21 protein-coding genes and 1 pseudogene are annotated in these 24,646 nt (G+C 69.7%); 14 read left to right on the top strand and 8 right to left on the bottom strand.

The window, feature by feature from the left end:
- Positions 1-305: 305 nt before the first annotated feature.
- Complete coding sequence (locus tag M0G41_RS01070; protein WP_248204297.1) at positions 306-1,202, top strand: hypothetical protein; 897 nt, start codon at positions 306-308, stop codon at positions 1,200-1,202.
- 7 nt (positions 1,203-1,209) lie between these two features.
- On the opposite strand, the gene M0G41_RS01075 is transcribed toward M0G41_RS01070, so the two are convergent.
- Both M0G41_RS01075 and gpmI read right to left on the bottom strand, forming a co-directional pair.
- A complete protein-coding gene (locus M0G41_RS01075; RefSeq protein ID WP_248204298.1) occupies positions 1,210-2,361 on the bottom strand; it encodes a murein hydrolase activator EnvC family protein in 1,152 nt (383 codons plus the stop codon).
- A gap of 8 nt (positions 2,362-2,369) precedes the next feature.
- Positions 2,370-3,899, bottom strand: coding sequence for a 2,3-bisphosphoglycerate-independent phosphoglycerate mutase (gene gpmI / locus M0G41_RS01080; RefSeq protein WP_425511218.1), 1,530 nt, complete (start codon positions 3,897-3,899; stop codon positions 2,370-2,372).
- Between the two features lie 153 nt (positions 3,900-4,052).
- On the opposite strand from gpmI, the gene M0G41_RS01085 reads away from it, so the two are divergent.
- From M0G41_RS01085 to M0G41_RS01095, 3 genes are all read left to right on the top strand, one after another.
- A complete protein-coding gene (locus M0G41_RS01085; RefSeq protein ID WP_282452567.1) occupies positions 4,053-4,715 on the top strand; it encodes a DUF4097 family beta strand repeat-containing protein in 663 nt (220 codons plus the stop codon).
- A gap of 109 nt (positions 4,716-4,824) precedes the next feature.
- Entirely contained in the window at positions 4,825-6,531 is a 1,707-nt protein-coding gene (locus tag M0G41_RS01090) for a M28 family metallopeptidase (protein WP_248204301.1), read from the top strand.
- A gap of 518 nt (positions 6,532-7,049) precedes the next feature.
- Entirely contained in the window at positions 7,050-7,730 is a 681-nt protein-coding gene (locus tag M0G41_RS01095) for an MliC family protein (protein ID WP_248204302.1), read from the top strand.
- Here M0G41_RS01095 and M0G41_RS01100 read toward each other — a convergent pair.
- Both M0G41_RS01100 and M0G41_RS01105 read right to left on the bottom strand, forming a co-directional pair.
- Positions 7,696-8,670: an alpha/beta fold hydrolase gene (locus M0G41_RS01100; protein ID WP_248204303.1), complete on the bottom strand. Its 975-nt coding sequence runs from the start codon at positions 8,668-8,670 to the stop codon at positions 7,696-7,698. The genes M0G41_RS01095 and M0G41_RS01100 overlap by 35 nt on opposite strands.
- A gap of 4 nt (positions 8,671-8,674) precedes the next feature.
- Positions 8,675-10,543, bottom strand: coding sequence for a M1 family metallopeptidase (locus M0G41_RS01105; protein ID WP_248204304.1), 1,869 nt, complete (start codon positions 10,541-10,543; stop codon positions 8,675-8,677).
- 493 nt (positions 10,544-11,036) lie between these two features.
- Between M0G41_RS01105 and M0G41_RS01110 the strand changes: the two genes are divergently transcribed.
- The 4 genes and pseudogenes from M0G41_RS01110 to corA all read left to right on the top strand — a co-directional run bounded on the left by M0G41_RS01110 (position 11,037) and on the right by corA (position 14,236).
- Positions 11,037-11,903 carry a mechanosensitive ion channel family protein gene (locus M0G41_RS01110; protein WP_248204305.1) on the top strand — a complete coding sequence of 289 codons (867 nt, stop codon included), beginning with the start codon at positions 11,037-11,039 and terminating at the stop codon, positions 11,901-11,903.
- 186 nt (positions 11,904-12,089) lie between these two features.
- Positions 12,090-12,215, top strand: a pseudogene (locus M0G41_RS18870) (DUF3667 domain-containing protein); the annotation flags it as partial.
- A gap of 168 nt (positions 12,216-12,383) precedes the next feature.
- Positions 12,384-12,725, top strand: a complete 342-nt coding sequence (locus tag M0G41_RS01115) for a hypothetical protein (RefSeq protein ID WP_248204306.1) — start codon at positions 12,384-12,386, stop codon at positions 12,723-12,725.
- Positions 12,726-13,264: 539 nt separating this feature from the next.
- Positions 13,265-14,236 (top strand): magnesium/cobalt transporter CorA, encoded by a 972-nt coding sequence (gene corA / locus M0G41_RS01120; RefSeq protein WP_248204307.1) that lies wholly within the window; start codon positions 13,265-13,267, stop codon positions 14,234-14,236.
- Between the two features lie 37 nt (positions 14,237-14,273).
- Here corA and M0G41_RS01125 read toward each other — a convergent pair whose 3' ends face one another.
- Positions 14,274-14,960: a tetratricopeptide repeat protein gene (locus M0G41_RS01125; protein WP_248204308.1), complete on the bottom strand. Its 687-nt coding sequence runs from the start codon at positions 14,958-14,960 to the stop codon at positions 14,274-14,276.
- Positions 14,961-15,269: 309 nt separating this feature from the next.
- On the opposite strand from M0G41_RS01125, the gene M0G41_RS01130 reads away from it, so the two are divergent.
- The 4 genes from M0G41_RS01130 to M0G41_RS01145 all read left to right on the top strand — a co-directional run bounded on the left by M0G41_RS01130 (position 15,270) and on the right by M0G41_RS01145 (position 18,901).
- Positions 15,270-15,788, top strand: a complete 519-nt coding sequence (locus M0G41_RS01130; RefSeq protein WP_248204309.1) for a peroxiredoxin-like family protein — start codon at positions 15,270-15,272, stop codon at positions 15,786-15,788.
- A gap of 71 nt (positions 15,789-15,859) precedes the next feature.
- Positions 15,860-16,066 carry a dodecin gene (locus tag M0G41_RS01135; RefSeq protein WP_248204310.1) on the top strand — a complete coding sequence of 69 codons (207 nt, stop codon included), beginning with the start codon at positions 15,860-15,862 and terminating at the stop codon, positions 16,064-16,066.
- 173 nt (positions 16,067-16,239) lie between these two features.
- Positions 16,240-18,276: a tetratricopeptide repeat-containing diguanylate cyclase gene (locus tag M0G41_RS01140; protein ID WP_248204313.1), complete on the top strand. Its 2,037-nt coding sequence runs from the start codon at positions 16,240-16,242 to the stop codon at positions 18,274-18,276.
- Positions 18,277-18,466: 190 nt separating this feature from the next.
- The gene (locus M0G41_RS01145; RefSeq protein WP_248204314.1) at positions 18,467-18,901 is read left to right on the top strand and encodes an MAPEG family protein; all 435 of its coding nucleotides are present in this window, start codon (positions 18,467-18,469) and stop codon (positions 18,899-18,901) included.
- A gap of 316 nt (positions 18,902-19,217) precedes the next feature.
- On the opposite strand, the gene M0G41_RS01150 is transcribed toward M0G41_RS01145, so the two are convergent.
- Positions 19,218-20,099 carry an AraC family transcriptional regulator gene (locus tag M0G41_RS01150; protein ID WP_248204317.1) on the bottom strand — a complete coding sequence of 294 codons (882 nt, stop codon included), beginning with the start codon at positions 20,097-20,099 and terminating at the stop codon, positions 19,218-19,220.
- A gap of 114 nt (positions 20,100-20,213) precedes the next feature.
- On the opposite strand from M0G41_RS01150, the gene M0G41_RS01155 reads away from it, so the two are divergent.
- Positions 20,214-20,759 carry a carboxymuconolactone decarboxylase family protein gene (locus tag M0G41_RS01155; RefSeq protein WP_248204318.1) on the top strand — a complete coding sequence of 182 codons (546 nt, stop codon included), beginning with the start codon at positions 20,214-20,216 and terminating at the stop codon, positions 20,757-20,759.
- A 79-nt stretch (positions 20,760-20,838) separates the two neighbouring features.
- Complete coding sequence (locus M0G41_RS01160; protein ID WP_248204320.1) at positions 20,839-21,420, top strand: peroxiredoxin family protein; 582 nt, start codon at positions 20,839-20,841, stop codon at positions 21,418-21,420.
- 3 nt (positions 21,421-21,423) lie between these two features.
- Here M0G41_RS01160 and M0G41_RS01165 read toward each other — a convergent pair whose 3' ends face one another.
- Both M0G41_RS01165 and M0G41_RS01170 read right to left on the bottom strand, forming a co-directional pair.
- Positions 21,424-23,103, bottom strand: coding sequence for a M64 family metallopeptidase (locus tag M0G41_RS01165; RefSeq protein ID WP_248204321.1), 1,680 nt, complete (start codon positions 23,101-23,103; stop codon positions 21,424-21,426).
- A 180-nt stretch (positions 23,104-23,283) separates the two neighbouring features.
- Entirely contained in the window at positions 23,284-24,396 is a 1,113-nt protein-coding gene (locus M0G41_RS01170; RefSeq protein WP_248204323.1) for a DNA glycosylase AlkZ-like family protein, read from the bottom strand.
- Positions 24,397-24,646: the final 250 nt, after the last annotated feature.

Genomic DNA, 24,646 nt, shown 5'->3' on the forward strand with positions numbered 1-24,646 from the left:
CGCCTGATTGAACGCGGCAGCCTGCACAGCGGGGTTGAGGGCCACACGCATCCGTCCGGCGACCCGGTGCGGAACGGCGGAAAGCCACGGGGGAGGCGGTCGATGAGCAAGGCCAAGGTCGAACTGGTCCGCGAGGGCGACTTCTTGCGGGCGATGCTGCTGGTCAACGATGCCTCCCTGATCGGCCATGACGCCCGGCTACGCCTGCGGCTCAAGGCGCGGGTCAAGGACTCACGCCCGGTACACGGCCTGCGTACGCTCTGGGAGCACGCCTTCCGAATCGAGGCCGAACATATGAGCTGCCCGTGCCCGAGTCCTGCCTCGACGGCTGCTATGTGTATGCCGGCGACAAGCTCGAGGTGGTGCTGGTCTCGGAGCTGAAGGTCGACGACGCCCTGCTCTTCGATACCGAGATCGACAGCGACCACTCTGCCCTGCTCGGTCCGCAACCCCGCGCCTGCACCGGCGACATCAAGCAGCTCGACCCCGCCGATGCCTTCTCGCTGGGCGCCAACCTCGCTTCGATTCCTCTGCGCAATCGGCTGATCGCGATCGCCCTGATCGTGTTCGGCGGCCTGCTGGTGCTGGGGAACATGGTGCTCGGCCTGCATGACGAGTTCACCCCCGAAGCGCAGACCCTGTTCTACGACCATAGCGGCAGCGACGGCAGTGAGTCGCCGCTGATGAAGGCGCTGATGGGCAGCGGCGCCCTGGGCGCCGGGGTCTGGTTCGCCCTGCGCGCCCAGCTGCGCCGCTACATGCGCTTTGTGCTGCGCGAGCATCCGCCGCTGCGCCGCGGCCTGCGCCTGAAGCTCGGCCAGCTGGTCGAGGCGCAGTCGCGGGTGCCCCTCAAGGGCGCCTGCATCCGGGTCGTCGCCGGTAATTGCGAGAAGGGTCAATACCGGCGCAAGAACAAGGACAAGGAGGAGACCCGCAGCTTCACCACGCCGGTCAGCGCGGTGGTGGTCTACGAGCGGACCTTCAACCTGCTGCCGGCCAACGTGCCGCTCGGCGGCTACTTCAGCGACGAGATCGACTTCGACCGGCTGTTCGACGCGCTGCTGCCGCCGCTGGAGATCGGCAGCCGGCACGGCATCGACGTGGTCTGGGAAGTCCAGCTGCTGCATCCGCAGCTGGTCGACCAGGAGCTGGCAGGCGGCACCGAAGGCCTGCGCTACGAGGACTTCCTCGAGCCCTGCTGAGCCGCGCTCAGCGCCTCAGCCAGGCCGCCGGATCGAGGGCCTGGCCGCCGCGGCGAAGCTCGAAGTACAGGCCGCTCGCGGCAAAGCCGCCGGAGCTGCCGGCGCTGGCCACCGGCTGCCCGGCCTCGATCCAGTCGCCGGGCTCGGCGAGCAGGGCATCACCGCCGGCATACAGGCTCATGAAGCCCTCGCCGTGGTCGAGGATCAGCAGCAGGCCATAGCCGCGCATCCAGTCGGCGAAGGCGACCCGGCCATGGGCGATGGCGGTGACCCGCGTGCCGGCCTCGGCCTCGATCCACCAGCCCTTGCTGGCCCGTCCGTCGGGCAGGGTGCCGGCATAGGCGCTGCGCAACGGGCCGGACAACGGGCGCGGCAGCCGACCCTTCAGCCCGGAAATGGCCAGGGTCTTGCCGAGGTCGTCGGGAATGTCGGCAAAGACGTCCTTCAGCGAATCGAGCAGGCTGGCCAGCTGGCTCTCGTCGCGGCCGAGCACGCGCTGCCGCTCGCGGGCATCGCGAAAGCGCCGATCGATCCCGGCAATCAGCCGCTCGCGCTCGGCGCGCTGCGTCTGCAGGGCCTCGAGCGCGGCCTGCTGGTCGGCCTCGGTGCGGGCGGCGATGGCGCGCTGCTGCTCCAGCGCGGCCTCGGCGTCGGCGAGCACCTTCAGGGTGCCGATCAGGGCCTCGGCGCGGGCCCGGCGATCCTGCTGCAGGTAACGCTGGTAGACCATCGCCCGCGACACCGCGTCCACGCTGTCCTGGGCCAGCAGCTGCTTGAGCGGCTCCTCGCGGCCGGCGGCGTGCAGGGCGCGGACCAGGGCAGCCAGGGCCTGACGCTCGCGCTCCAGCCGCGAGGCCGCCTCATCGCGCTCGGTCTGGAGGGCGTCCAGTGCGGCCTGCTGCCGCGCCAGATCGGCCTGAGCCGCGTCCAGCGTGCGCCGGCGCTCGCCGATCTCGCGGTCGGCCGCCCGCAGCGCCTCGACCTCGGCGGCGCGCTGGCCCTCCAGCTGGCGCTGCGATTCGGCCAGCTGCTTCAGCTCGGCGCGGACCCGGGCCAGCTTCTCGCTGACCTCGGCCTCGCGCTCGCCCGCGGCCGGCGCCAGCATCGGCAGCGCCAGCAGCAGCCAGGCCAGATGACGCGGCGCGCGCGACCGCTGCATCGCGGTGTTCAGGCCGCCAGCAGCGAGCGCCCGCTCATCGCCGCCGGCACCGGCAGGCCGAGCAGGTCGAGCAGGGTCGGGGCGATGTCGCAGAGCGCGCCGCCCCCGCGCAGGCTCGCCTCGCGCGGGCCGACGTAGACCAGCGGCACCGGCCCGGTGGTGTGCTGGGTATGCGGCTGGCCGGTCTCGGGGTCGCGCATCATCTCGAGGTTGCCGTGGTCGGCGGTGATCAGCAGGGCGCCGCCGACCGCCTCGATCGCCTCACGCACCCGGCCGAGCGCCATGTCGACCGCCTCGGCGGCGGCGATGGCCGCCTCCAGCACGCCGGTGTGGCCGACCATATCCGGGTTGGCGATGTTGCAGACGATCAGGTCAAAGCGCTTCGAGCGTATCGCCTCGACCAGCCTGTCGGTCACCTCGGGGCAGCTCATCTCCGGCTGCAGGTCGTAGGTGGCCACCTTCGGCGAGGGCACCAGGATGCGCTCCTCGCCCGGGTAGACCTGCTCGACGCCGCCGGAGAAGAAGAAGGTCACGTGGGCGTACTTCTCGGTCTCGGCGATGCGCAGCTGGGTCAGGCCGGCCCTGGCCACCACTTCGGGCAGGGTGTCGTCGAGGGTGCTCGGCGGGTAGGCGACCTCGACCGGCAGGTCCGCCGCGTACTCGGTCAGCGTCACCAGCTTCGACAGCCGCGGCCGGTGACCGCGGTCGAAGCCGTCGAAGCCGTCCTGCGACAGGCAGGCGGTCAGCTGGCGGGCGCGGTCGGCGCGGAAGTTCATGAACACGACGGCGTCGCCGTCCTCGATCGGCACACCGCCGCCGATCACGGTCGGTGCGACGAACTCGTCGTTCTCGCCGCGCGCATAGGCCGCGTCCAGCGCGGCCAGCGCGCTGTCGGCGCGCAGATCGGAGCCGCCGTGGACGATCGCCGACCAGGCCCGCTGCACGCGGTCCCAGCGCTTGTCGCGGTCCATCCCGTAGTAGCGGCCGCCGACGCTGGCCACCTGCAGCTGCGGGTGCCGGTCGCAGAGCGCCTGCAGCGCCTCGATGCTCGGCCGCGCCGAGCGCGGCGGCATGTCGCGGCCATCCAGCAGGGCGTGCACCGCGACCCGCTCGACGCCGCGCTCCACGGCCATACGCAGCAGAGCATGGATGTGCGCCTCGTGGCTATGCACGCCGCCCGGGGAGAGCAGGCCCAGCACATGCAGCACCCGACCGCCGTCGCGCGCCGCGTCGCAGGCGCCGACCAGGGCCGGATTTTCGCTGAAGCGCCCTTCCTCGATGTCGCGGTCGATGCGGGTCAGCTCCTGATACACCACCCGTCCGGCGCCGAGGTTCATGTGGCCAACTTCGGAATTGCCCATCTGGCCCTCGGGCAGACCGACCCGCAGGCCGCTGGTGTGGATCAGCGTGTTCGGGCAGTCGGCCACGAGGCGGCGCCAGTTCGGCAGCCGGGCCTGGGCCAGGGCATTGTCGGTCGGGTCATCGCGATGTCCCCAGCCGTCGAGGATCATCAGCATCACGGGTTTGGGGGCGCCCACGGCGGTCTCCGCAGAGAAAGCGGCCATTGTAAGGAATGCCGCGCGCAACGCCCGGGACCGCGGTTTAAACCCTTGGCCGCGGGGCTGCATCCAAGGCCTTCGAAACCCCCGGCGCGGCCGCGGCCCGCCTTCATCCGAACCGGAGTGAGCCCCATGAAACTACCCCTGATCGCCCTGCTGCTGATCTCGCCCCTGGCCCTGGCCGACTCGCCGAAGAGCATCGACAAGGTCAACGGCGCCATCCGCACCGAGGCCGGCACCGAGTACGGCGACCTCGATACCGTCAACGGCAGCATCAGCGTCGACGACGGCGTAATCGCCCGCGACGTCAGCACGGTCAACGGCGGCGTCACCCTGGATGACGGCGCCGTGGTCGACAACGTGGAGACGGTCAATGGCGGTGTCGGCATCGGCGAGAAGGTGCTGGTCAAGCACGATGTCGAGACGGTCAACGGCGGCATCCGCCTCGGCCGCGGCAGCCAGGTTGGCGGCAATGTCGAAACCGTCAATGGCGGCATCAGCCTGAAGGCGGCCGAAGTGCAGCAGGACATCATCACTGTCAATGGCTCGATCAACGTCGGCGAGGACTCGGTCGTCCACGGCGGCATCACAGTGAAGAAACCGAACAAGTCCGGCTGGGGCTGGGGCTGGGGCAGCAAGCCGAAGCCGCCGCGGGTCACCATCGGCCCGAACGCGGTGGTCAAGGGCACCCTGCTGTTCGAGCGCGAGGTCGAGCTGCTGGTCCATCCCAGCGCCAAGATCGGCCCGGTGCGCGGCGAGGAGCCGATCCGCCTCGACGCCAACGTCGAGCGCTGAGCCACGCTCCGACGCGCGGCGTGCTCAACCGGGCGCGCCGCGCAGCGAGGCAGCCGCGGCCCAGTCGCGGTAGCATCGCGGGTCCATCCCAACATGGACCCGACGCCTGATGCGCCACGTCATGTTCCCCAGCCTGCTGGCCCTTGCCCTTGGGGGCTGCCAGCCGGCCACCCCGCCGGCCGCCGACAGCGCGGCCACCCCGGCCGACGCCGCCCCCGCACAGGCCGCGCCGGCTTCCGGTCCGGAGATCTCGGCCGAGGATTTCGCCGAGCACGTCAAGGTGCTGGCCAGCGACGAGTACGCCGGCCGCGCCCCCGGCGGCCGCGGCGAAGAGCTGACCACCGAGTACATCAAACAGCAGTTCGAGCGCCTCGGCCTGAAGCCCGGCAACGGCGACAGCTGGTTCCAGAATGTGCCGATGGTCGCCATCACCGCCGACCCGAAGACCACGATCACGATCAAGCAGGGCGACAGCGAGGAGACCCTTTCGATCGGCCCGGACATGGTCATCGGCACGCTCAAGGGCGAGCCCGAGATCAAGGTCGAGGACAGCGAGATGGTCTTCATCGGCTATGGCGTCGACGCGCCCGAGGCCGACTGGAACGACTATTCCGTCGACGTCACCGGCAAGACCGTGGTGATGCTGGTCAATGATCCCGGCTTCCACGTCGGCAGTGAGGAACTGTTCCAGGGCAAGCGGATGACCTATTACGGCCGCTGGACCTACAAGTTCGAGGAGGCCGCGCGCAAGGGCGCCGCTGCCGCCCTGATCATCCATGACACCGAGGGCGCCGGCTACGGCTGGGACGTGGTGCAGAACAGCTGGAGCGGCGAGCAGTTCGACCTGCCCTCCTCGCTGGACCCCGCGCCGCGCCTGCCGGCCCAGGGCTGGATCAGCTCGGCCCAGGCCGGGAAGCTTTTCAGCGCCGCCGGCACCACGCTCGAGGCCATGCGCACGGCGGCCAACCAGCCGGGCTTCAAGCCGGTGCCGCTCAAGGCCCGTTTCAGCACCACCATCAAGTCCACCGTCCGCCAGGGCGAATCGAAGAACGTGGTCGGCATGCTGCCGGGCAGCGAGCGTCCCGACGAGGCTGTGGTCTATATGGGCCACTGGGACCACCTCGGGCACAACGAGGAGATGCAGCCCGACGGCATCTTCAACGGCGCCATCGACAACGCCACCGGCATCGCCGGCATCATCGAGATCGCCGAGGCCTTCGTCACCCAGAACCCGCCGCCCAAGCGCAGCGTGATCTTCCTCGCAGTGACCCTCGAGGAGTCCGGCCTGCTCGGCTCGAAGTACTTTGCCGCCCAGCCGACCCTGCCGCTGGCCAACATCGTCGGCGCGATCAACCTCGACGCCATGCCCCTGGTCGGCAAGACCCGCGACATGACCGTGATCGGGCTCGGGAACTCCGAGCTGGAGGACGTCTTGCGCAAGGTCGCCGAAGGCCAGGGCCGCGTGCTGAAGGTCGAATCCGGCGTCGAGAAGGGCTTCTACTACCGCTCCGATCACTTCAGCTTCGCCAAGGCCGGCGTCCCGGCGCTGTATGCCAAGGGCGGCATCGACCACGTCGAAGGCGGCGAGGCCCAGGGCCTGGCCTGGCAGGCGGCCTACACCGCCGACCGCTATCACAAGCCGGCCGACGAGTTCGACCCGAGCTGGGACCTCTCCGGGGTGATCCAGGACCTCGAGGCCTTGTACGCCGTCGGCCGCGAGCTGGCCGGCAGCGAGGCCTGGCCGAACTGGTACGAAGGCAACGAGTTCCGCGCCGCCCGCGACGCCCTGCGCCCGCCGGCCGAAGCCACCGAGTAAGCGTCACCGCGGCGGGCCGCCCTGACGGCCCGCCGCTGCATCAACGCCAATGAGCGATCAGGGCGCAAAGAAGACCTTCCACAACACCCGAATGTAGGAGCCAGCTTGCTGGCGATCGTCCCATCCGGGGCGCCTATCGCCAGCAAGCTGGCTCCTACAGCGGGACCGGGGCGAATGCGAACTTCGCGCCCAAAGCAGACCTTGCCGCAGTCAAATTCTGGGAGCGCCTTTGGGCGCGACCGCAGCGCTACGGATTCACCGCAGACCGCGGCCAGAGCGGATTTCCCCGGTCGCGCCCAAGGGCGCTCCCACAGTCGGGTTTCGTTGCGCGCCAATGAAGCCCCATAGGGTGTGCCTTGGCGCACCGATACGGGCGTTCGGACGGCACGCCCGGTGTGGCCAGCCGCACCCTATGAATGTCCGCTTTGCGCCCCCTCCACGCGTTCCAGCTCCTGCCCGCGTGCACGCGCCCCTGCCCTTCTGGCAAGCTGTCGCAGCAAGGCATCACGAGCTTCTCAATGCGACACCTCCCCCGTCTGTTCATCGCCTGGCTGCCCCTGCTGGGGCTGGTCGCCTGCGCCGGCACGCCTGAACACTCCGCTCCCCCAGCGGCATCGGCGAGCGTCAAAGCACCGTCGGGCCGGCTGAGCGGTCAGATCCTGCTGCCGCGCGAGCTCACCGCGCCCCCCGCGGGTCGGCTGCAGCTGCTGCTGGTGCCGCGCTTCAATCCATCACCGACCACCCTGGCCAGCGCGAGCATTGCCTTCGACACGCCCCCGCCGTGGTCATTCGAGCTGCCGTTCGAGCGCAAGGCGGTGGCCGATCCCACCCTGTTCCGCCTCGATGTGGCCCTGTTCGACGCCGCCGGCCAGCTGCGCTTCGTCAGCGACGGCGAACACCCGGTGAACCTGGATGTCGAGGCCGAACCCACCCGCATCGAGCTGATTCCGCTTTCCGACACGGATGATCGCGTCCTGCAGGCGGACTGCGGCGGCACCACCCTGACCCTGCAGTTCAGTGGCCCGGACCTGGTGCTGAGCGTCGACGGCGAACCCCATCGCCTGCGTCGCGCGTATTCGGCGGTTGGCGAGCGCTACATCGGCCCGGACGCCGAGCTGTGGCTGCAGCCGGACCGCGCCCGGGTGCAGCTCGGCGAGCGCAGCCTCAGCTGCGCGGCAGCGCGTCCAGCGGGGCCCTGAGGAAATCGAGCAGGGTCCGCGCGGTGTCGGCGGGCAGCTCCATCATCGGCATGTGGTTGCAGCCGTCGAGCAGGGCGAGCTGGGCATGGCGGATGCGCTTCGCGTACTCGTCGGCGGCGCTGCGGTCGATGACCCGGTCCTCGCGGCACCAGAGCAGCAGGGTCGGCACGCTGATGCCCTGGGCAGCCACCGCCGGGGCGTAGGCCTGGCCCTCGTTGCCGGCGATCTGCGCCAGCACGCTGCGCTCGAAGTCGACCTGGGCGCTGCGCTGGGCGATCAGGGCGCTGTCCGCCGGCCAGGGGATCCAGGGCTTGCGGGTGAACACCAGGTCGATCTGCCGGGCCAGGGTCACGGCGTCGATCACCTCGAAGGGATGCTCGCCGGCGCCGACCCTGCGCGAGAAATCGTTGTCGAAGGGCACACCGGCGGCATCCATCAGGACCAGCCGCTGCATTGACGCGGGCCCCTGACCGGCATAGACCGCGGCAACACCGCCGCCCATCGAATGACCAACCAGGCGCACCGGCTGCTCCGGGGCGACCCGGGCGATGAAGTCGGCCAGGCGCTCGGCCTGGGCGCGGAAGCCGTAGTCGGCGCCGGCGTCGCGCTGGCTCTCGCCCCAGCCCGGCAGGTCCGGTGCGATCACCCGGAAGTGGGCGCCCAGCTCGGCCATCACCGGCAGCCAGTTTTCCTTGCTGCCGGTGAATCCGTGGACCAGCAGCAGCGGCTCGCCGGCGCCGGTCTCGAGATAGCGCCAGCGCACCCCGCCGACCTCGACATCCCGTTCCACCGCGTCGGCCTGCCAGCGCTGGCGGGCGAACTCGGCCTCCAGCGCCAGCTGCGGCTGCCACCAGAGCAGGCCGACCGCAAGCAGCGGGAGCAGCAGCAGGAAGAGCAGGAAGCGCCCGCGCCGGCGCCGTCGGCGGAAACGTGGGCGCATCGGGTCAGTCTCCGCTCGGGGTCGGCTCGGCCAGCACGGCCTCGACCGAACCGATTGTGATCGGGTGATAGCCCGCGCGGGCGCGGGCGAACACCTCGCGAGCGAACTTGCGGCCCTCGGCGGTCTCGGCCAAGGCGGTGTAGATCGGCATGATCAGCTTGCGCCGGCCAATCCGCTCGAGGAAGGCGGCAATGGCCGGCTGCGCCTCGAAGTAGCCGCTGCGCACGGCCAGCGGATACCAGCGCATGGCGATCTCACCGTTCGGCGTGCCGGTGAACTTGAAGGCGCTGTCCAGCTCGACCATCTGCTCGCCATCCAGCTGCTTGGGCATGCCGTCGAGGAAGTGCAGCCACTGCTGGGTCACCCAGCCTCCGGTATCCAGTTCGGCAGCCGGGGTCCGGCCCTTGAGCCAGCGCTGGCGCTGCTTGTCGGCGGCGTCCAGCCGCTCCGAGCGGGTACTCGGCGCGCCCTTCGGGATGCCCGGGCCATAGAGCCACTCGCGCAGCTCGTCCTGGCTGACCGCATCAGGCTTCTTCGGCAGCAGCTCGACGTTGAGGTAGGCGATGAAATCCTCGCTGGAGACGCTCTCGAAGGCTTTGCGGTCGAACCAGCTGCGCAGGAAGGGGTCGAAGATTTCGCGGCCGAAGCGGCCCTCAAGGAAGCGCAGGAACCAGTGGCCCTTGACGTAGGCGACGTCGGTCAGTGCCTCGTCGGGGTCCAGCCCGGTCAGCGGCGGCAGGACCAGGCTCTGCCGCGAGGCGGGCACTTCCTTCAGCTCGTCGCGCAGGGAGGTCTCGTTGATGACGATCTCCATCTTCGCGGTTTCCGGCTCGAACACGGCCTCGGTGATCCGCCCCTCGACATAGTTGGTGAAGCCCTCGTTGAGCCAGATGTCCTTCCAGCTGGCATTGGTCACCAGGTTGCCCGACCAGCTGTGCGCCAGCTCATGGGCGATCAGCGCGACCAGGCTCTTGTCGCCGACGATCACCGTCGGGGTGATGAAGGACAGGCGCGGGTTCTCCATGCCGCCGAAGGGGAAGGACGGCGGCAGGATCAGCAGGTCGTAGCGCTCCCAGCGATAGGGCCCGTAGAGCGATTCGGCCACCTGGATCATCTTCTCGGTGTCGGAAAACTCAGCCAGCGCCTCGTCCAGGGTGGCCGGCTCGGACCAGACCCCGGCGCGCTCCGAGATCGCCCCGAACACCAGGTCGCCGGCGGCGATCGCCATCAGGTAGGACGGGATCGGCTGGCTCATGCGGAACACGTAGTCGCCATCGCGCGGCTCGCCGGGCGCGTTGTCCGCGCTCATCAGCACCATGATCTCGGGATCGCTGCGGACCCGCGCGGTGTAGGTGTAGCGCACGGCCGGGGTGTCCTGAAGCGGCACCCAGGAGCGCGCATGGATCGCCTGCGACTGGCTGAACATGAAGGGCAGCTTGCCGCCGCGGGTCATTGCGGGCTCCAGCCACTGCAGCCCGGAGGCGCCGGGCGAGGTGCGGTAGCGGATACGCACCGTCTCGTACTGGCGGCGCATATCGATGGCCAGCTTGGCGCCGAGGATCGGGTCGGCGGCCTCCAGCTTCCAGTCGAGCTTGTACCAGCCGCTGCCGCGGCGCTTGCCGAGCACGCGCTCGATCTCGAGGTCGCGGGTGTCCAGCCAGAGCCGGCGATGGTCCTCGTCGCGCCAGTCGAGCTGCAGGTCGGCGTGGCCACGCAGGGTGCGCGAGTCGAAGTCGAGCACCAGGGCGAGGCCCAGATTGCTGATCCGCACCTTGTCCGGCTCGGCATAGGAATGCTCGTCGCCGGCCCGGCCGCTTTCGGCCGAAGCAAGGATGGGAAACAGGCAGGCGAGCAGGCACAGCAGACGATGCATGGAGGCTCCGGTTCGCAGGCAAACGTCGGGAGTGTAGCGCAGCGGCGCGGACGGGCCCGCCGCAGTGCAGCGAAGCCGGGCGCCGGTCCGGACGGAGCGCTCGAGGACCCGGCCAACGACGGGCTTCGGCCTACCCGGTCGACCGCCGTTCGCTGATACGACGTGTTGAGGCATGCCGGGCGCCGGCCGCCGCGATCCGGGCACGCCGCTCGATGGGCCCGCGGCAACCGTGCAACTCGAACGGCGAGGCCCATGCAGATCGCACGAACCTGCCCCGGCTGGATTCGTAGACGTGGCGTGATGCCTGGCCGTCAAGCCCCGATGCCCCGTGCATCCTGCGCTGCGCCGATCGCACTGGCATCGATATTGCGTCCCCGAACCTGCCGGCACTGCACCGCGCATCTTGCGCCCGCTTCACCCGCCGCATGTGAACCTCATCCTTCATCCACCCGCGCGCCGCTCGCCGTGGCGCGCCCACCGGGGAGAACAGACCATGGACCAGGACGCACCGCTGATGGCCTTCCTGCGGGAGTCATCCGACCTCATTCTGACCTATTCACTGGACGGCCTCGTTGCCCTCATCCTGCTCGGCGTCGGCTTCATCGGCGGTCGCTGGGCCCAGCGCACTACGGAGCGCCAGCTTGATCGCATGCCGCACGTCGATGCCACGATCAAGCCGCTGGCCGGACGCGTGGCGAAGATCGCCGTGCTGGTGCTGGTGCTGGTCGCCGTGCTCGGCCAGTTCGGCGTGCAGACCTCGAGCATCATCGCCCTGATCGGTGCCGCCGGCCTTGCCATCGGCCTTGCTTTCAAGGACACCCTGTCGAACGTCGCCTCGGGGTTGCTGCTGCTGTTCCTGCGCCCGTTCAACGTCGGCGAGTTCGTCGAGATCGGCGACGAGTCCGGCGAGGTCCGCGAGATCGGCCTGTTCCTGACTCGCCTGCGCACGGCTGATGGTCAGTACGTCAGCGTGCCCAACAGCGAGGTGGCAAGCGACGCCATCATCAACTACACCCGCGAGCCCCAGCGCCGCATGGTCTTCGAAGTCGGAGTCAGTTACGACGCCGATCTGGACCAGGCCGAGGAGGTGCTGCTGAAGGCCGCCCGGGAGGATGATCGCATCCTTGCAGATCCCGGTCCGCAGGCCTTCGTCAGCGCGCTCGGCGACAGCTCGGTGAACTTCACCGTCCGCGCCTGGGCCAAGCAGGCCGACTACTGGCCGGCGCGTTTCGCCCTGCTCAAGCGGATCAAGCAGCGCCTCGACGATGCCGGCATCGGCATCCCGTTCCCGCAGCGCGAGGTCCGCGTCCTCAACAGCAAGATCAAGCTGGCCCAGGTCGGCGAGCGCGAGGCCGCGTAAGGGCAGGAGCCTCGTCCTCGCTTCGGTGATCCCGCCCGGCGGCCGCAACCCCGCCGCCGGGCGGTTGGCTTCGACCTTCGGCTTGTCGGAACATCGGCGCTCCTGAATCGCGGGAGGCCGACGCTGTCCAGCCGTCCACCAAGACTCGATCACCGGATCATCCTCGGTCAGATCGGCGAGGAACTGCTGAGCCTCGACCGGGGACTTCCGCATACCCTCTGGGCGCTGCTGCGCCACCCGGGAAGCAGCGTTCGGCGCTACGTCGAATGGCGCGACCCGAGCCTGACAAAACCGCTGCGCCTGGCCCTGCTCGCGCTCGCCCTGGCGGTGATCGCCTCGGCGCTCAGCGGGGCGGGTGAGGCCTTCGAAGCGGGTTTCCAGGATGCCCGCTCGGACACCGGTTCAAAAGCGGCTTCAACCTCCGGCCCTGCCTCCACCTGGCTGCTTGGACACCTGCAGTGGGTGCTGATGGGGATTTGGGTGCCGGCCACCGCTACGGCCCTGCACTGGGCCTACCGGCCGCTGCAGCTCAATCTGGCCGAACGCACGGTGATCGCCCTGTACGCGCTGGTTCCGCCGCTGTTGCTGTTCAGCCTGGCCATGCTGTTGCCGCTTCCCACGCACAAGGCGGCCGAGTCGCTTCTGGTGTTGGCACCGTTTGCGTGGACGGCCTTGGTCGCCTATCGCTACGCCCGTCCGGAGGCGCTTTCGGCCTGGCGTGTCCCACCTTTCCTCCTGCTGCACTGCCTCACCCTCTGCCTCCTGTTCTTCCTTGCGATGTTTGCCGCCATCGGAATCGATCGACTGCTGGTCGAGGCCTAGGGAGCCTCTGGGGGTCGGCGGCGAACACCCGGTCGAGCACGCCCTGCCCAGCTTCAGGGCGCGGCCTGTCTTGCGCGCCATTCGCCGCCCAGCGTCGACTGGCCGCCCCGGCGCTTCCCGGCAGATCACGGGCGCATCCTTTGCACCAATGGGCGGGTTGGGCGTGAAGTTCGCATTCGCCCCGTTGAATCAATTGGGCCGATGTTCTTTGGGAGTGCCCTTGGGCGCGACCGCGGAGTTCCGCTCTGGCCGCGGTCTGAGGTGAATCCGTAGCGCTGCGGTCGCGCCCAAGGGCGCTCCCACAATTTGACTGCGGCAAGGCCTGCGTTGCGGCGCAAACCGCACCTTGCAGCGCCGTTGCACGTAGGAGCCAGCTTGCTGGCGATAGGCGCCCCGGAGGGGACGATCGCCAGCAAGCTGGCTCCTACATTCGTGTTCTGCGGAAGGCCTGCTTCGCGTCTCCCGCCTCTGCGCCGGGGCCGGACCGGCGGCGGGACGGCTGTGTTAGCGTCTCGGTCGGCGCAGCGAAGGAGGCCTTGATGATCCGCACCGTGCTGTTCCGCCGTCACGACCAGTCCCTGGTCTTCGGCGGCGAGGAGCTGATTGCGCAGTGGCAGGCCGAGCCCGACAGCCTGCTCTGGGCGGATTTCTTCGAGCATGACCCGGAGCAGGAACGGCAACTGCTGCTGCAGCGCTTCGGTCTGCACAAGCTGGCCATCCAGGATGCCCAGCGTGACCGTCACCAGCCAAAGATCGAGACCTTCCCGGACTACGTCTTCATCCTGCTCAAGGGCCTTGGTCCGGACACCGGCAGCTTCGAGTTCGGCACCATCCAGATCGCCCTGTTCATCGGCCAGCGCTTCCTGGTCACCCGTCACTCCGGGCCGTCCTCGAGCATCGAGCGCCTGCTCGCCGAGGTGAAGGAAGACCCCGCGACCTGCGCCGCCGGCCCCGACGCGATGGCCCTGCGCCTGTCGCGCATCTCGGTGGACCGGTATGTGCAGAGGCTGATGACCCTCGAGCCGCGCCTGGAGGTGCTGGAGCAGGAGATCACCGAGAACCCCAATGACGAACTGCTCTCCGAACTGACCGGGTACAAGACCGATCTGCGCAAGTTCCGCCGGGTCCTGCTCTACCACGTCCAGGTCTTCGACGAGCTGCGCCAGCACCCGCCGGCCCAGGTCCGCGCCGACCACGTCCACGAAATCCGCGACGTGTTCGAGAACCAGGAGCGCGCGAGCAGTCTCGCCACGCTCTACTACGAGGTCGCCACCGACCTCAGCGAGGGCTACATCTCGCTCGCCTCGCATCGCCTGAACAACATCATGAAGGTGCTGACCATCGTCACCGTGGTCTTCGTGCCGCTCAGCTTCCTCGCCGGCGTCTACGGCATGAACTTCGAGAATATGCCGGAGCTCAACTCCCGGTTCGGCTACTTCGTCCTGCTCGGGCTCATGGCGGCGATCGCCGTCACCCTGCTGTACGTGTTCAGGCGGAGGAAGTGGCTGTAGCGGAACGGGCGGCCACCCCTTCCGCCGGCACCCGGCTTCAGGCCGGTCGCAGGGCGGCCTCGAATCCCGGGTGGTCGCGCAAGCCGGCGAGATCCGGATCCTGCCGCGCCCATTCCGCCGCAAACGGATGCTCGGCGCAGAATGCCGCGAGCAGGGCGAGGGCCTGGTCGGCGCGTCCGCGCAGGCTGGCAAGGCAGGCCCGGTTGTACGCCGTATCCCGTTCGAGCCAGCGCTCGGCTTCGTCGAAGGCCGCATCGGCGCCGGCCTCGTCGCCGTCCATGCGCAGGCATTTTCCGCGCCCCATCCAGTACATGCCGTTCTGCGGATCGAGGTCGAGGGCGCGGGCGTAACACTCCCCTGCCGCGGCATAGTGCCCCATCACCTCCTGCACGATGCCCTGCTGGCAATGCGCCATGTGGCAGGTGGGGTCGACCTCGAGGGCACGGGCGTATTCGGCCAATGCTTCCTGCGGCCGCCCGAGGTCACGATGCAGCTTGCCGCGCTGGATGAAGTACTCCGCGCTGCGTCCGGAGTCGGTCGGCAGCACGTCCAGCGCTTCCTCGAGCCGCTGGAGCGATTTCAGGGCAAGGCTCCAGCGAAGTCGATCGGACTCCTCCAGCCGGTCGGCGGGGATCTCCCGCGAGTGCTGCTCGGCAGAGCCGAAATCCTGCCGCTCGAGGGCGGCGACCACTTCGGCACGCAGGGATGGGGCGGACTCGCTCACGGATGCGTTCCTGACAGAGGGCACGGGAGGCCGCGCATGATGCGCGATTTCGCGTCGCCGATCGAGCGGCCGCCTGACCGCGCCGCCCTGCCCTGCGCGCAGCACTCCCGCACCCCAGAGCGCCGGCCAAACGAGCCGCTGATGGGAAGCCGGAGGGGCCCCAGCCGGGCATGCAGGGCGCCTGTCCGCGTTCACCGCAGGCTCGCGACCTCACCGCGCAAGGCGCTGGTCATCGAGGTCCTTTACGCGCCCTTAAGCCGGGCGTCCCTACCTTCGGGCCGGTGACCTCGATTTCGAAAGGAACTCGCCATGTCATCCAGTCTCAAGCCCACCAGCGGCGCGCCCTTCCCCGACCTGACCTGGCCAACGGTTGACGGAGGCGTGCTTGATCTCTCGCGCCAGTCGGGCTGGCGCATGCTGATTGTCTATCGGGGCGCGCACTGCCCGCTGTGCAAGCGCTACCTGAAGCAGCTGGAGTCGCTGAAGGGCGACTACGAGTCGGCCGGCATCTCGGTGGCCGCCCTGTCCGCCGATCCGCAGGATCGCGCCACCCGCGACGCCAGGGAGGAGGGCTGGACCTTCACCGTGGGCTACGGACTCGACCGGGCCGGCATGAGCGCCCTGGGTCTCTACGTGTCCTCTCCGCGCAGCCCGGAGGAGACCGACCGGGATTTCGCCGAGCCCGGTGTCTTCGTGGTCAACCCGAAGGGCCAGCTGCACATCGTCGACCTCTCGAACGCACCGTTTGCGCGGCCCGACCTCAAGAGCCTGCTCGACGGCCTCAGTTTCATCCAGTCCAAGGACTATCCCATCCGCGGCACCGCCTGAGTCCGACCCTGTCCCCCCGGCGAGCGGCCGCCCGCTTCGCCGGCCCGCCCGACCCGCATGAGGAAAGCGCCATGAGCGACCATGTCTACAAGCACATCGAACTGACCGGCTCCTCGACCGAGAGCATCGAGGCCGCGGTCCGCAATGCCCTGGCCAAGGCTTCCAGGACCGTCCGCGACATGCGCTGGTTCGAGGTCACCGACACCCGCGGCCATATCGAGAACGGCCAGGTCGCGCACTGGCAGGTCACCATCAAGGTCGGCTTCACCATCAGCTAGGCGGCCCGCGTCGGGGTCGTCGCGGGGGCCGAGCCCGCGGGGCGCGAAAAGTCCGAGCCGCGTCACGGTTCGGGGCACCCGGCCCGCCCCACCGCGGGGCACGCGCAGCCCGACTGCTAGACTCGCCTGCCTCGTCGCTTTCGAAGGGCTACCCCTTACCGATGAGCCGTGCAATGTTTCCGACCGCCGCCCGGGCGACGGTCGCTGGCGTCCTGCTGGCCTGCCTGGCCTGGGCATTACCCGCCCGGGCCCAGCTCGACTACGCAGAGCTGTCCCGGCTGCCGCCCTTCCCCGAAGAGTTCGAAGCCCTGGACGACCCGGGCCGTCTCCTGTGGCTGCGTTCGGCGCTGGCCAAGGCCAGCTCGCCCGCCGAGGTCTACCGGCTGAAGCGGGTGCTGTTCAGCGAGCTGTACTACGCCGGCCAGGAGGAGACAGCGAGCGAGATCTGCGTGGAGAGTCCACCGCTCCGAGAGGATCTGTTCTATCGCCAGCAATGCATCCTGGTCACCGCGGCGGACTTCGCCACGGCCCAGCAGCAGCTTGCCGCACTCGTCCACGACGCCCGTCAGTCGGGGCGCGACGCGGCGGCGGCGCAGATCCTCTCCGACATGGCCTGGGAGCAATCCAAGCAGGGCGACATCGCCGCGGCATTCGAGAGCTACGAGACGGCGCTTTCGATTGCTCCGGCCGACGATCTCGAACTGCTCAGCACCCTGATGATGGATACCGCGACCAACTACATCGTCAACGGTGACGAGACCTATGTGCGTCGTGGGATCGAGCTGCTGGCGCGCTCGCGCGAACAGAACGAGCAGGCGCTCCGCAATCCCGGGCCGGACCTCGATGCGGCACTGCTGCGCGACAACATCCTCCTCACCCATTTCAATACCGGCATCGCCTACGCGCTCCACCTGTTCGACTATGCCAAGGCCTTGAGCAGCTTCGAGCAGGTCAACCAGGCGGAAAGTCCCTACCTGGCCAGCTCGCTGACCTTCTCCGCCCTGTCGGCCGCCGAGCTGGGCCAGTACAAGCGGGCTAGGCGCTTCCTGGAGCGGGTCGAGGCCGAAGGCTCCAGCTACTTCTCGGAGCGTCCGGTGGTCAAGGGATACCTCGGCTGCTACCAGCAGCTCACCCGGCGCCATTGGGACGCCGCGCAGCCGCTGTCGAACTGCCTGTCGCTGGACCCCGAGACAACCATCGAGGTCCAGCTCGATGTCTATCGACGGCTGACCGAGATCGACGATCCGGCCATCCAGCTGGCCGGCCTCAAGGCGCTGAAGTCGCTGTTCTTCGAGCGACTCGAACCCCAGCTGCGTGGACGCGGCTCCAGCGCCGCCTCGAACACCGAGCTGGTCCGGCTGCAGCGCGAGTCGGACCTGAAGAGCGTCGTGCTGCGGCAGCAGGAAGACCTGCAGCGCGAGCGCGAGGAGGCCAACACGCAGCGACAGAATTTCTTCATCGCGCTGACCATCCTGCTGCTGACCCTGGCCCTGCTGATCGCCTCACAGCTGCGGCAGAAGAAGCGCCTCGCCGAGCAGTTCGAGCGGATGAGCGTGCGCGATGCGCTGACCCAGCTCGGCAACCGTCGATTGCTGGAACAGCAGATCGACCGGGAGCTGGCCCACGTCGCGCGGGCGCGGCGCACCGACCCCGGTACGGCGCTGGGGATCTTCGTCTTCGACATCGACCACTTCAAGCGGATCAACGATACCTACGGCCACCGGGCCGGCGATGAAGTGCTGGTCGAACTGGCGCGGCGCGTCGGCCTGGCCACCCGGGAGAGTGACCTGCTGGTGCGCTGGGGCGGCGAGGAGTTCGTCTTCGTCGCCCGCGTTGACGGTGAGGCGCGTATCCGCCAGCTGGCCCAGCGGATCGTCCGGGCGGTCAATGGCGAGCCATTCGCCGTGTCCGGCCACCCGCCGCTGCAGGTCACCTGCACCGTCGGTGCCGTGCAGTTTCCCTTCATCGACACCGACAATCTGCAGGTCTGGACGCGACTGGTCAGCCTTGCCGACGCCGCGCTCTACCACGGCAAGTCGCTGGGCCGGAACGGCTGGGTGATCGTCAGCAACCGCTCGGTCGACTCGCTGGAGGGAATCGATCGGGTGCTGGGCCAACCGTTGTCCGACGCGGTCGCGGCTGGCGCGGTATCGGTGCAGACCTCGTTCGACGAACCGACAGTACAGGCCTTCACGCCGCTGCCGCAGTAGGGATTGCGATCCGGCCAATCGCCGCCGCCTTCCCGGGCATTTCGGCCAGGGCTGTCGGATCCGGCTCTGTGCGTGATCGACAGGCAAGGCTAGTCTCGCGCTGCAGATCCACCCCGGCTGGAGTGCCTGGCGGGCGCGCGGGCCGGGAGATCTCAATCCCCCCGCCGCTCAATCTTCCCGGGAGACCCGCATGACCAGCAGCCACCCGCTTCTCGCCCCCGTCGTTGCCCTGTGCCTGTGGTGCGCGCTGATCTGGGCCTGGATGTACGCGACGCGGATCCCGGCCATCCTGCGCATGCGCATGCAGCTCGACGGCGCCGCCCCGCGGGGAGAGCAGATGGCCCTGCTGCCGGCATCCGTCCGCTGGAAGGCCGACAACTTCAACCACCTGATGGAGCAGCCCACCTACTTCTTCGCGGTCGCGCTGAGCCTTGCCCTGCTCGGCGACGCCTCGACCGCCAGCCTGGCCCTTGCCTGGACCTACGTGGCGATCCGCGTCGTGCACAGTCTGATCCAATGCCTGTGGAATCACATCCCCGCGCGCTTTGTCGTCTTCGTGCTCTCCTCGCTGGTCCTGTTCGCGCTCACCGCCAGGGCAGCGGTGGAGGTGTTCCAGCCGGGATAGGTCAACCACCCGGCAGAACCGACCTGCCTCGATCCGCTCCGCAACACCGTTTGCGTCAGGCGCCGGCACCACGCGCGAAGTCTTCCAGTCGCCGTCGAGCATCGATTCCCCGGCCCAGGCGGGGCAAGACGGACCCGCTTCTCGCGCAGTGGAGGTCGACCCTCGTCCGTGGCAGCGCTGAACTGCTGCGTTCGCCGGAAGCTCCCACCCCGGCACGCGGGGTCCTCGACTTCGCCAGGGTCCGGAACCGGAGACGGTGAGCGCACCGAGCCGGACCGCGCCTCGGTCACACGGCTCGAACGCCTGTCAGGCCCGGTCAGCCATCGCCGAGCCGGTCCGCCGCCCGGGCGACGCCCTTCAGCCATGACCGCGGCGAGACCCCGGTCCTCTGCCGGAACAGGCGACTCAGGGCCGAGGGGTTGGCGTAGCCCACCTCGGCGGTCACCTGCTTCAGCGAGCGCCCCTGCTGCAGGCGCGACTGGGCGAGGGCCAGGCGCCAGTCGGCGAGGTAGTCGCCGGGAGACTGACCGACGCACTGCTTGAAGCGGGCGGCAAAGGCGCTGCGCGACATGCCGGCCGCCTCGGCCAGCGATTCCAGGCTCCATGGTTTGGCCGGCGCCTCGTGCAGGGCAACGAGGGCCCGGGCTAGCCGCGGCTCGGACAGCCCCCGCAGCAGGCCCGCAGGCACGCCGGCGCGCTCCGGATGGTCGAGCAGCCAGCGCAGCAGCTGGATCAGCACCACCTCGAACAGCCGGTCGGCGAGCAGGCGCTGGCCGCAGCGCTGGCGCTCGGTCTCGGCAAACAGCAGGGCCAGCGACTGGTCCAGCCCCTCGATCTCTCCCAGCGGCATCAACAGCAGGGGCGGCAGGGCGCGGGCCAGCGGGCTGTGGTCGCCGCCTTCGAGGCGAATCGTGGCGCAGGTGAAGTCGGCGCCCTCGATAGGCGGATTCTCGAACTCGTGGTGCAGGGCACGCGGGTAGAACACCACACTCGGTTCCCTCACCTCGATGCTGCGCGGCAGGCCACTGTCGCGGCCGTGGCGCAGGAGCAGCTCGCCGCGCTTGAGCACGTGCAGGAAGCCGCGGCCCGGTTCGAGCTCGAAGCGGTTCAGACCGCACAGGGGGCCGGCATGGAACAGCTCGGCACGCACCCTGAAGTGGGCGAGCACGGCGGAGAGCCGGTCAGGACTGACGCTCATCAGAGACGATCCGGTAACTTTGGTGGACTCCTCGCACCCAATCGTACACGCCGGCCGCGCAGACTGTCTCCACCCCGGGCCCAGTCCGGCTCCCACACCCACAAGGAGACTCCCATGTCACGTGTTGCCCTGCTTACTGCCGATTCCGTGGATGCCCCGCGCGCTGCCCTGCTCGGCGAGATCCAGGCCGGCTTCGGCGCCCTGCCCAACATGTTCCGCGCCGTGGCCCATTCCGAGTCCGCGCTGCGGCAGATGTGGAGCAGCTTCGGCGCCCTTGGCCAAGGCCGCCTCGATGCCAGGCTCGGCGAACAGATCGCGGTGGCGATCGCCAACCGCAACGGCTGCGGCTATTGCCTTGCTGCCCACACCGCGCTGGGCCGCAAGGCCGGCGCCAGCGCCGCCGACATGCGCGCCGCCCAGACCGGCGACTCGGAAGATGCGCGTACGGCCGCGGCGCTGCGCTTCGCCCTGGCCGTGGTCGAGAAACGCGGCAGCGTCGACGACAGCGAGGTGGAGGCCCTGCGGGCCGCCGGCTTCGATGACGGCGAGCTGGTCGAGATCGTCGGCCACATCGCGCTGAACCTGTTCACCAACTACGTGAACCTGGTGCTCGACGTGCCGCTCGACTTTCCCGCGGTCGAGCTGCGCAAAGCCGCCTGAGCCTGCGCCGCAGACCCATAACATCCTGGTCCACCCCCGCACGCCGCCCGGCGTGCGGGCCCCCTGCACGGAGCCGCCCATGGACACCGCCACCGCGCCGCTGGCGCCCGAACTCGAGGTGCAGCGCTGGTTCAACACCTCGCGACCACTGAGCCTGTCCGCGCTGCGCGGCCGGGTGGTTGCCCTGCATGCTTTCCAGATGCTCTGCCCGGGCTGCGTCAGCCACGGCCTGCCGCAGGCCCAGCGCATGCACGAGGTCTTCGCCGGGCAGGGCCTGCAGGTACTCGGACTGCACAGCGTGGTCGAGCATCACCAGGTGATGGGCCCCGAGGCCCTCACCGCCTTCATCCACGAGTACCGGCTGCCGTTTCCGATCGCCGTCGATCGCCCCGGCAGCGACGGACCGCTGCCGATGAGCATGCGCGCCCTGCAGCTGCGTGGCACGCCCAGCCTGGTCCTCATCGACCGCGGCGGACGCATCCGCCTGCACCACTTTGGCCGTCTGGACGACATGCGGGTCGGCGCGGCGGTGGCCAGGCTGCTCGCCGAAGACGGCGCGGCGGCCTCCGCGCCCGGAAGTGAGACCGAGCAACAGTCCGCTTCGGGCGGGCACTGCAGCGACGGCGCCTGCGCGCTGCCCGAGCGTGCGCTGCGCCGGTAGCGCTCAGGGCCGCTGTTCGCCGGCCTCGAAGCCCGAGCGCAGCAGCCGGTCAGCGGCGCCGGCGTCCTGTACGTCGAGGGTCCACTGCCGCGAGTGCACGGCGTCGGGTCCGGCATGCTCGGGCTTGATGAAGGGGCTGCGGTCGCTGACCCGGAACTCGAGCAGGCGCTGCGCCGGCGTCGCCGAGTCGAAGCGCAGGTCCAGCTGCGGACCGACCGCGCCCGTGAGCGGCTGACCATCGAGCAGCCACTGGAGCTCGATGCCGGAGGCGGTCACCGGTAGCACACTGGCCGAGAACCGCTGCGTCTGGCCGACCTGCAGGCTGACCGTGGCGCTGGTCGCCGGCGATTCGCTGCCCGGCTCGATCAGGTCGATGCCGGCGGCCGGCGTGCCGAAGCCGCCGCGGTACAGCCGCAGCACATAGGCCTCGCGACAGACCGGGCAGAAGCCGTCGGCGCCTAGCACGTTCATCAGGCACTGGTCGTGCACCGGCCGGTACATCCCGCTGGTCCGGTAGCGCGCGCCCTGGAACAGGCCGACGCCCGCTCGGCCTGCCGGCGTCGGGATCGGGTTGCCCGGCGTGAACCAGCGCCGCCACTTGGTCAGTGCCGGATCGACCTGGTCGGTGACATTGGCCTCGCAGTTGGGGCCGGTGCCGAGATCGCTGCAGTTCGGATAGCCCGGGTAGGGCGCGGTGTACTCGTCGGCGAGGCCGGTGAAGCTGTGGCCGTATTCGTGGATCAGCACCAGCACCGCCGACGGGTGCGCCGAGGTCACCGAGATCGAGCCACCGGCGCCGCCATAGACCGGGTCGTTCACCAGCACGGCGATCTTGTCCCAGCCGGGCACCGCCGCCGCCGCCGTCAGCACCTTGCTGTAGGACACCGACAGCAGTCGATGGATCTGCGCGGTGCAGAAGCGCGCGTCGAAGGCGGTGTCGCGGAACTGACCGGCGCGCGGATCACGCTGCGCGCCGCTGTCGCTGCAGCACAGGCTGGACGAGCAGCCCGCCTGGTACGGCGGGTGATCGGCCCCGGACTGGTTGGAAGCCGTGAACAGCCGCGCGACATTGACCAGCGCGCGGTACTCGTTCTGCGGACTGGTGTCGAACATCTCGGCCACCGCGGCGTCGGCCTGCGCATTGAACGCGGTCTGCTCGGCAGCGGTGAAGCCGTCGCCCATCAGCAGCAGGTCGACGCGATTGCCCGGCGGTCCTTGGCCGCCCTTGGCCCGCTGCGGCAGCCGCGCGGCAAACTCCGCCAGCGGCAGATCGCCGGCCTTGGCCGCCAGCTCGACCAGATCGAAGGACATCGACCCGATGCCGGAGTCGACCTCGATTCGGTCGGCCTTCGCCTCGACCCGCACCACGAAGACGCGCTCCGGATCCTGCACCTCGTAGCGCTGCAGGCGTCCAGCCGCATCGGCCTGTTCAAAACGTACGCCGCCAGCCACCTCCTGCGTCCAGGCCCGCAGCAGCCGGGCCCCGCGATAAGCGCGCAGCGCGATCCGGGCCGAGCCATCCGCGCGGATCTCGCCCGGCAGCAGGGCCTTGGCGTCGATCGAGGCGGGGTCCAGCGCCAGCCCCACCCGGCGGTAGAACTGCGGCTGTGGCTGGCCCTTGGCGTCCAGGGCCAGCACCAGGTAGTGGCCGGGTCCGGCCAGCGCCGCCATCGGCAGCGCCAAGCACGCCGCCACCATCCATCGAGCAAATCCAGCGCCCAGCATCGATCTCTTCCTCGGTGAACCGGCAGGTAGAGGGCCGTGATCCCGAGTGTCCGACAGCCGGCGCCCGGAAGGAAGTACATGGCGTGCGGATCGGCATCGACGGCAACGCAGGCCCCGACCCGGCCTTGGCCCACCGAACTACAGTCCCAGGAAGGCCGACATCCGCGAACACTCCTCGTCCAGCGCCGGCCGGAAGGCCGCGTCGCGCGGGGCCCGCCCGGCCACGAAGCCGGTCTGCACCTGCAGCCGCCCGCAAGCGGTCGCGACATTGGCCCAGCCGATCACCTGCCCGCGCCAGAGCATCGGCAGCGCGTAGTAGCCGCGCACGCGCTTCGCCGCCGGCGTGTAGGCCTCGAAGCGGTAGCCCCAGGCCCAGAAGCGCTCGAAGCGCTCGCGGTCCCAGACCAGCGGGTCGAAGGGCGCCAGCAGGCGCAGATCGTCATCGAGCACGGCGTCCCCGGAAAATCGCCGCGCCGCCGGATGCTCACCCTCGGGCCAGAACCAGAGCGTGCCGTCGACGCTCGCCTGGGGCAGGCGCGACCGGGCCCGCCTCAACACGTCATTCCGCCGCTCGCGCCACTGCGGGGTCGCCGAGCCGGTGATCATCGACACCAGACGGCCGAGGCCGGCCGCGGGCAGTGGCGCGTACTTGGCGACGATCAGGTCGACCAGGCCGTCGAGGATGTCATCGGTCTCATCCGGGCCCGGCGACTCGCGTCGATGGGCGTCCTGAGCGGCATAGGTGCGCACGCCGCTTTCGCGCCGTGCCACGCGCAGCAGCCCACGGTAGTGCATGCCGTCGAGCAGTTCGGTGCTGGCCCGGCTGTTGCCGCCGAACCAGTTGCGGGTGCGGCCGTGGGCGAACGCGGCATCGACTTCGCGCGGGTGCGCCACACCCCGCTCGCGGACAAAGTCCAGCACCGCCTCGGCCTCGGCCCAGCGCGGCGCGCTCCACTCGCGCCGGGCAACGCGTGGATGCAGCAGGGCCTGGGTCGCCCGCGGCAGGATGCCGTAGTTGACGAAGAAGTCCTCCTCCAGCGCCAGCCGCGGATAGCGCGCCTCGAGATCGCCCGCCCGGTAGTCGCGGACCCGATGCCGCAGGGTCAGATCCTGGGCCCGGGCCGGCGCGCGGATCGGGTCCATCTGCACGAAGCCGAGCCGGCCGATCGCCCGCATCAGCGTGGTCGGCTTGAACAGGGTCCTGCAGATGGCGTAGCGGCGCAGCTGGTCGAGCGTCGGGACGGACTTCATCGCGCCAATCCGGAAGCGCCCGGCGCCAAGTGCGGGCTCGCGGCAGACGATAACGCCATCCGCATCGTCTTACCCTGCCCGGCCGGATTGCGACGCAGGCGGTCGCCGCGAAGCGCGGCCGTCGGTGATCCGGTTTGCCCGCTGCGCCGCGGTGGAGCACGAAGGCCGGCACCCCACGGCGGGCAACTGCGCGGTATCAGCACAGCGCAGCAGGACCGCACAGGCCCCTCAGGGCGGCGGCAGTGCTGCG

This window comes from Pseudomarimonas salicorniae, assembly GCF_023156535.1.
GTDB lineage: Bacteria > Pseudomonadota > Gammaproteobacteria > Xanthomonadales > Xanthomonadaceae > Pseudomarimonas > Pseudomarimonas salicorniae.

Coding starts and splice junctions, on each gene's coding strand:
- M0G41_RS01075 (WP_248204298.1), bottom strand. CDS start 2,361: ATGCAGCGGTCGCGCGCGCCGCGTCATCTGGCCTGGCTGCTGCTGGCG.
- M0G41_RS01085 (WP_282452567.1), top strand. CDS start 4,053: ATGAAACTACCCCTGATCGCCCTGCTGCTGATCTCGCCCCTGGCCCTG.
- M0G41_RS01090 (WP_248204301.1), top strand. CDS start 4,825: ATGCGCCACGTCATGTTCCCCAGCCTGCTGGCCCTTGCCCTTGGGGGC.
- M0G41_RS01095 (WP_248204302.1), top strand. CDS start 7,050: ATGCGACACCTCCCCCGTCTGTTCATCGCCTGGCTGCCCCTGCTGGGG.
- M0G41_RS01100 (WP_248204303.1), bottom strand. CDS start 8,670: ATGCGCCCACGTTTCCGCCGACGGCGCCGGCGCGGGCGCTTCCTGCTC.
- M0G41_RS01105 (WP_248204304.1), bottom strand. CDS start 10,543: ATGCATCGTCTGCTGTGCCTGCTCGCCTGCCTGTTTCCCATCCTTGCT.
- M0G41_RS01110 (WP_248204305.1), top strand. CDS start 11,037: ATGGACCAGGACGCACCGCTGATGGCCTTCCTGCGGGAGTCATCCGAC.
- corA (WP_248204307.1), top strand. CDS start 13,265: ATGATCCGCACCGTGCTGTTCCGCCGTCACGACCAGTCCCTGGTCTTC.
- M0G41_RS01130 (WP_248204309.1), top strand. CDS start 15,270: ATGTCATCCAGTCTCAAGCCCACCAGCGGCGCGCCCTTCCCCGACCTG.
- M0G41_RS01135 (WP_248204310.1), top strand. CDS start 15,860: ATGAGCGACCATGTCTACAAGCACATCGAACTGACCGGCTCCTCGACC.
- M0G41_RS01140 (WP_248204313.1), top strand. CDS start 16,240: ATGTTTCCGACCGCCGCCCGGGCGACGGTCGCTGGCGTCCTGCTGGCC.
- M0G41_RS01145 (WP_248204314.1), top strand. CDS start 18,467: ATGACCAGCAGCCACCCGCTTCTCGCCCCCGTCGTTGCCCTGTGCCTG.
- M0G41_RS01150 (WP_248204317.1), bottom strand. CDS start 20,099: ATGAGCGTCAGTCCTGACCGGCTCTCCGCCGTGCTCGCCCACTTCAGG.
- M0G41_RS01155 (WP_248204318.1), top strand. CDS start 20,214: ATGTCACGTGTTGCCCTGCTTACTGCCGATTCCGTGGATGCCCCGCGC.
- M0G41_RS01160 (WP_248204320.1), top strand. CDS start 20,839: ATGGACACCGCCACCGCGCCGCTGGCGCCCGAACTCGAGGTGCAGCGC.
- M0G41_RS01170 (WP_248204323.1), bottom strand. CDS start 24,396: ATGAAGTCCGTCCCGACGCTCGACCAGCTGCGCCGCTACGCCATCTGC.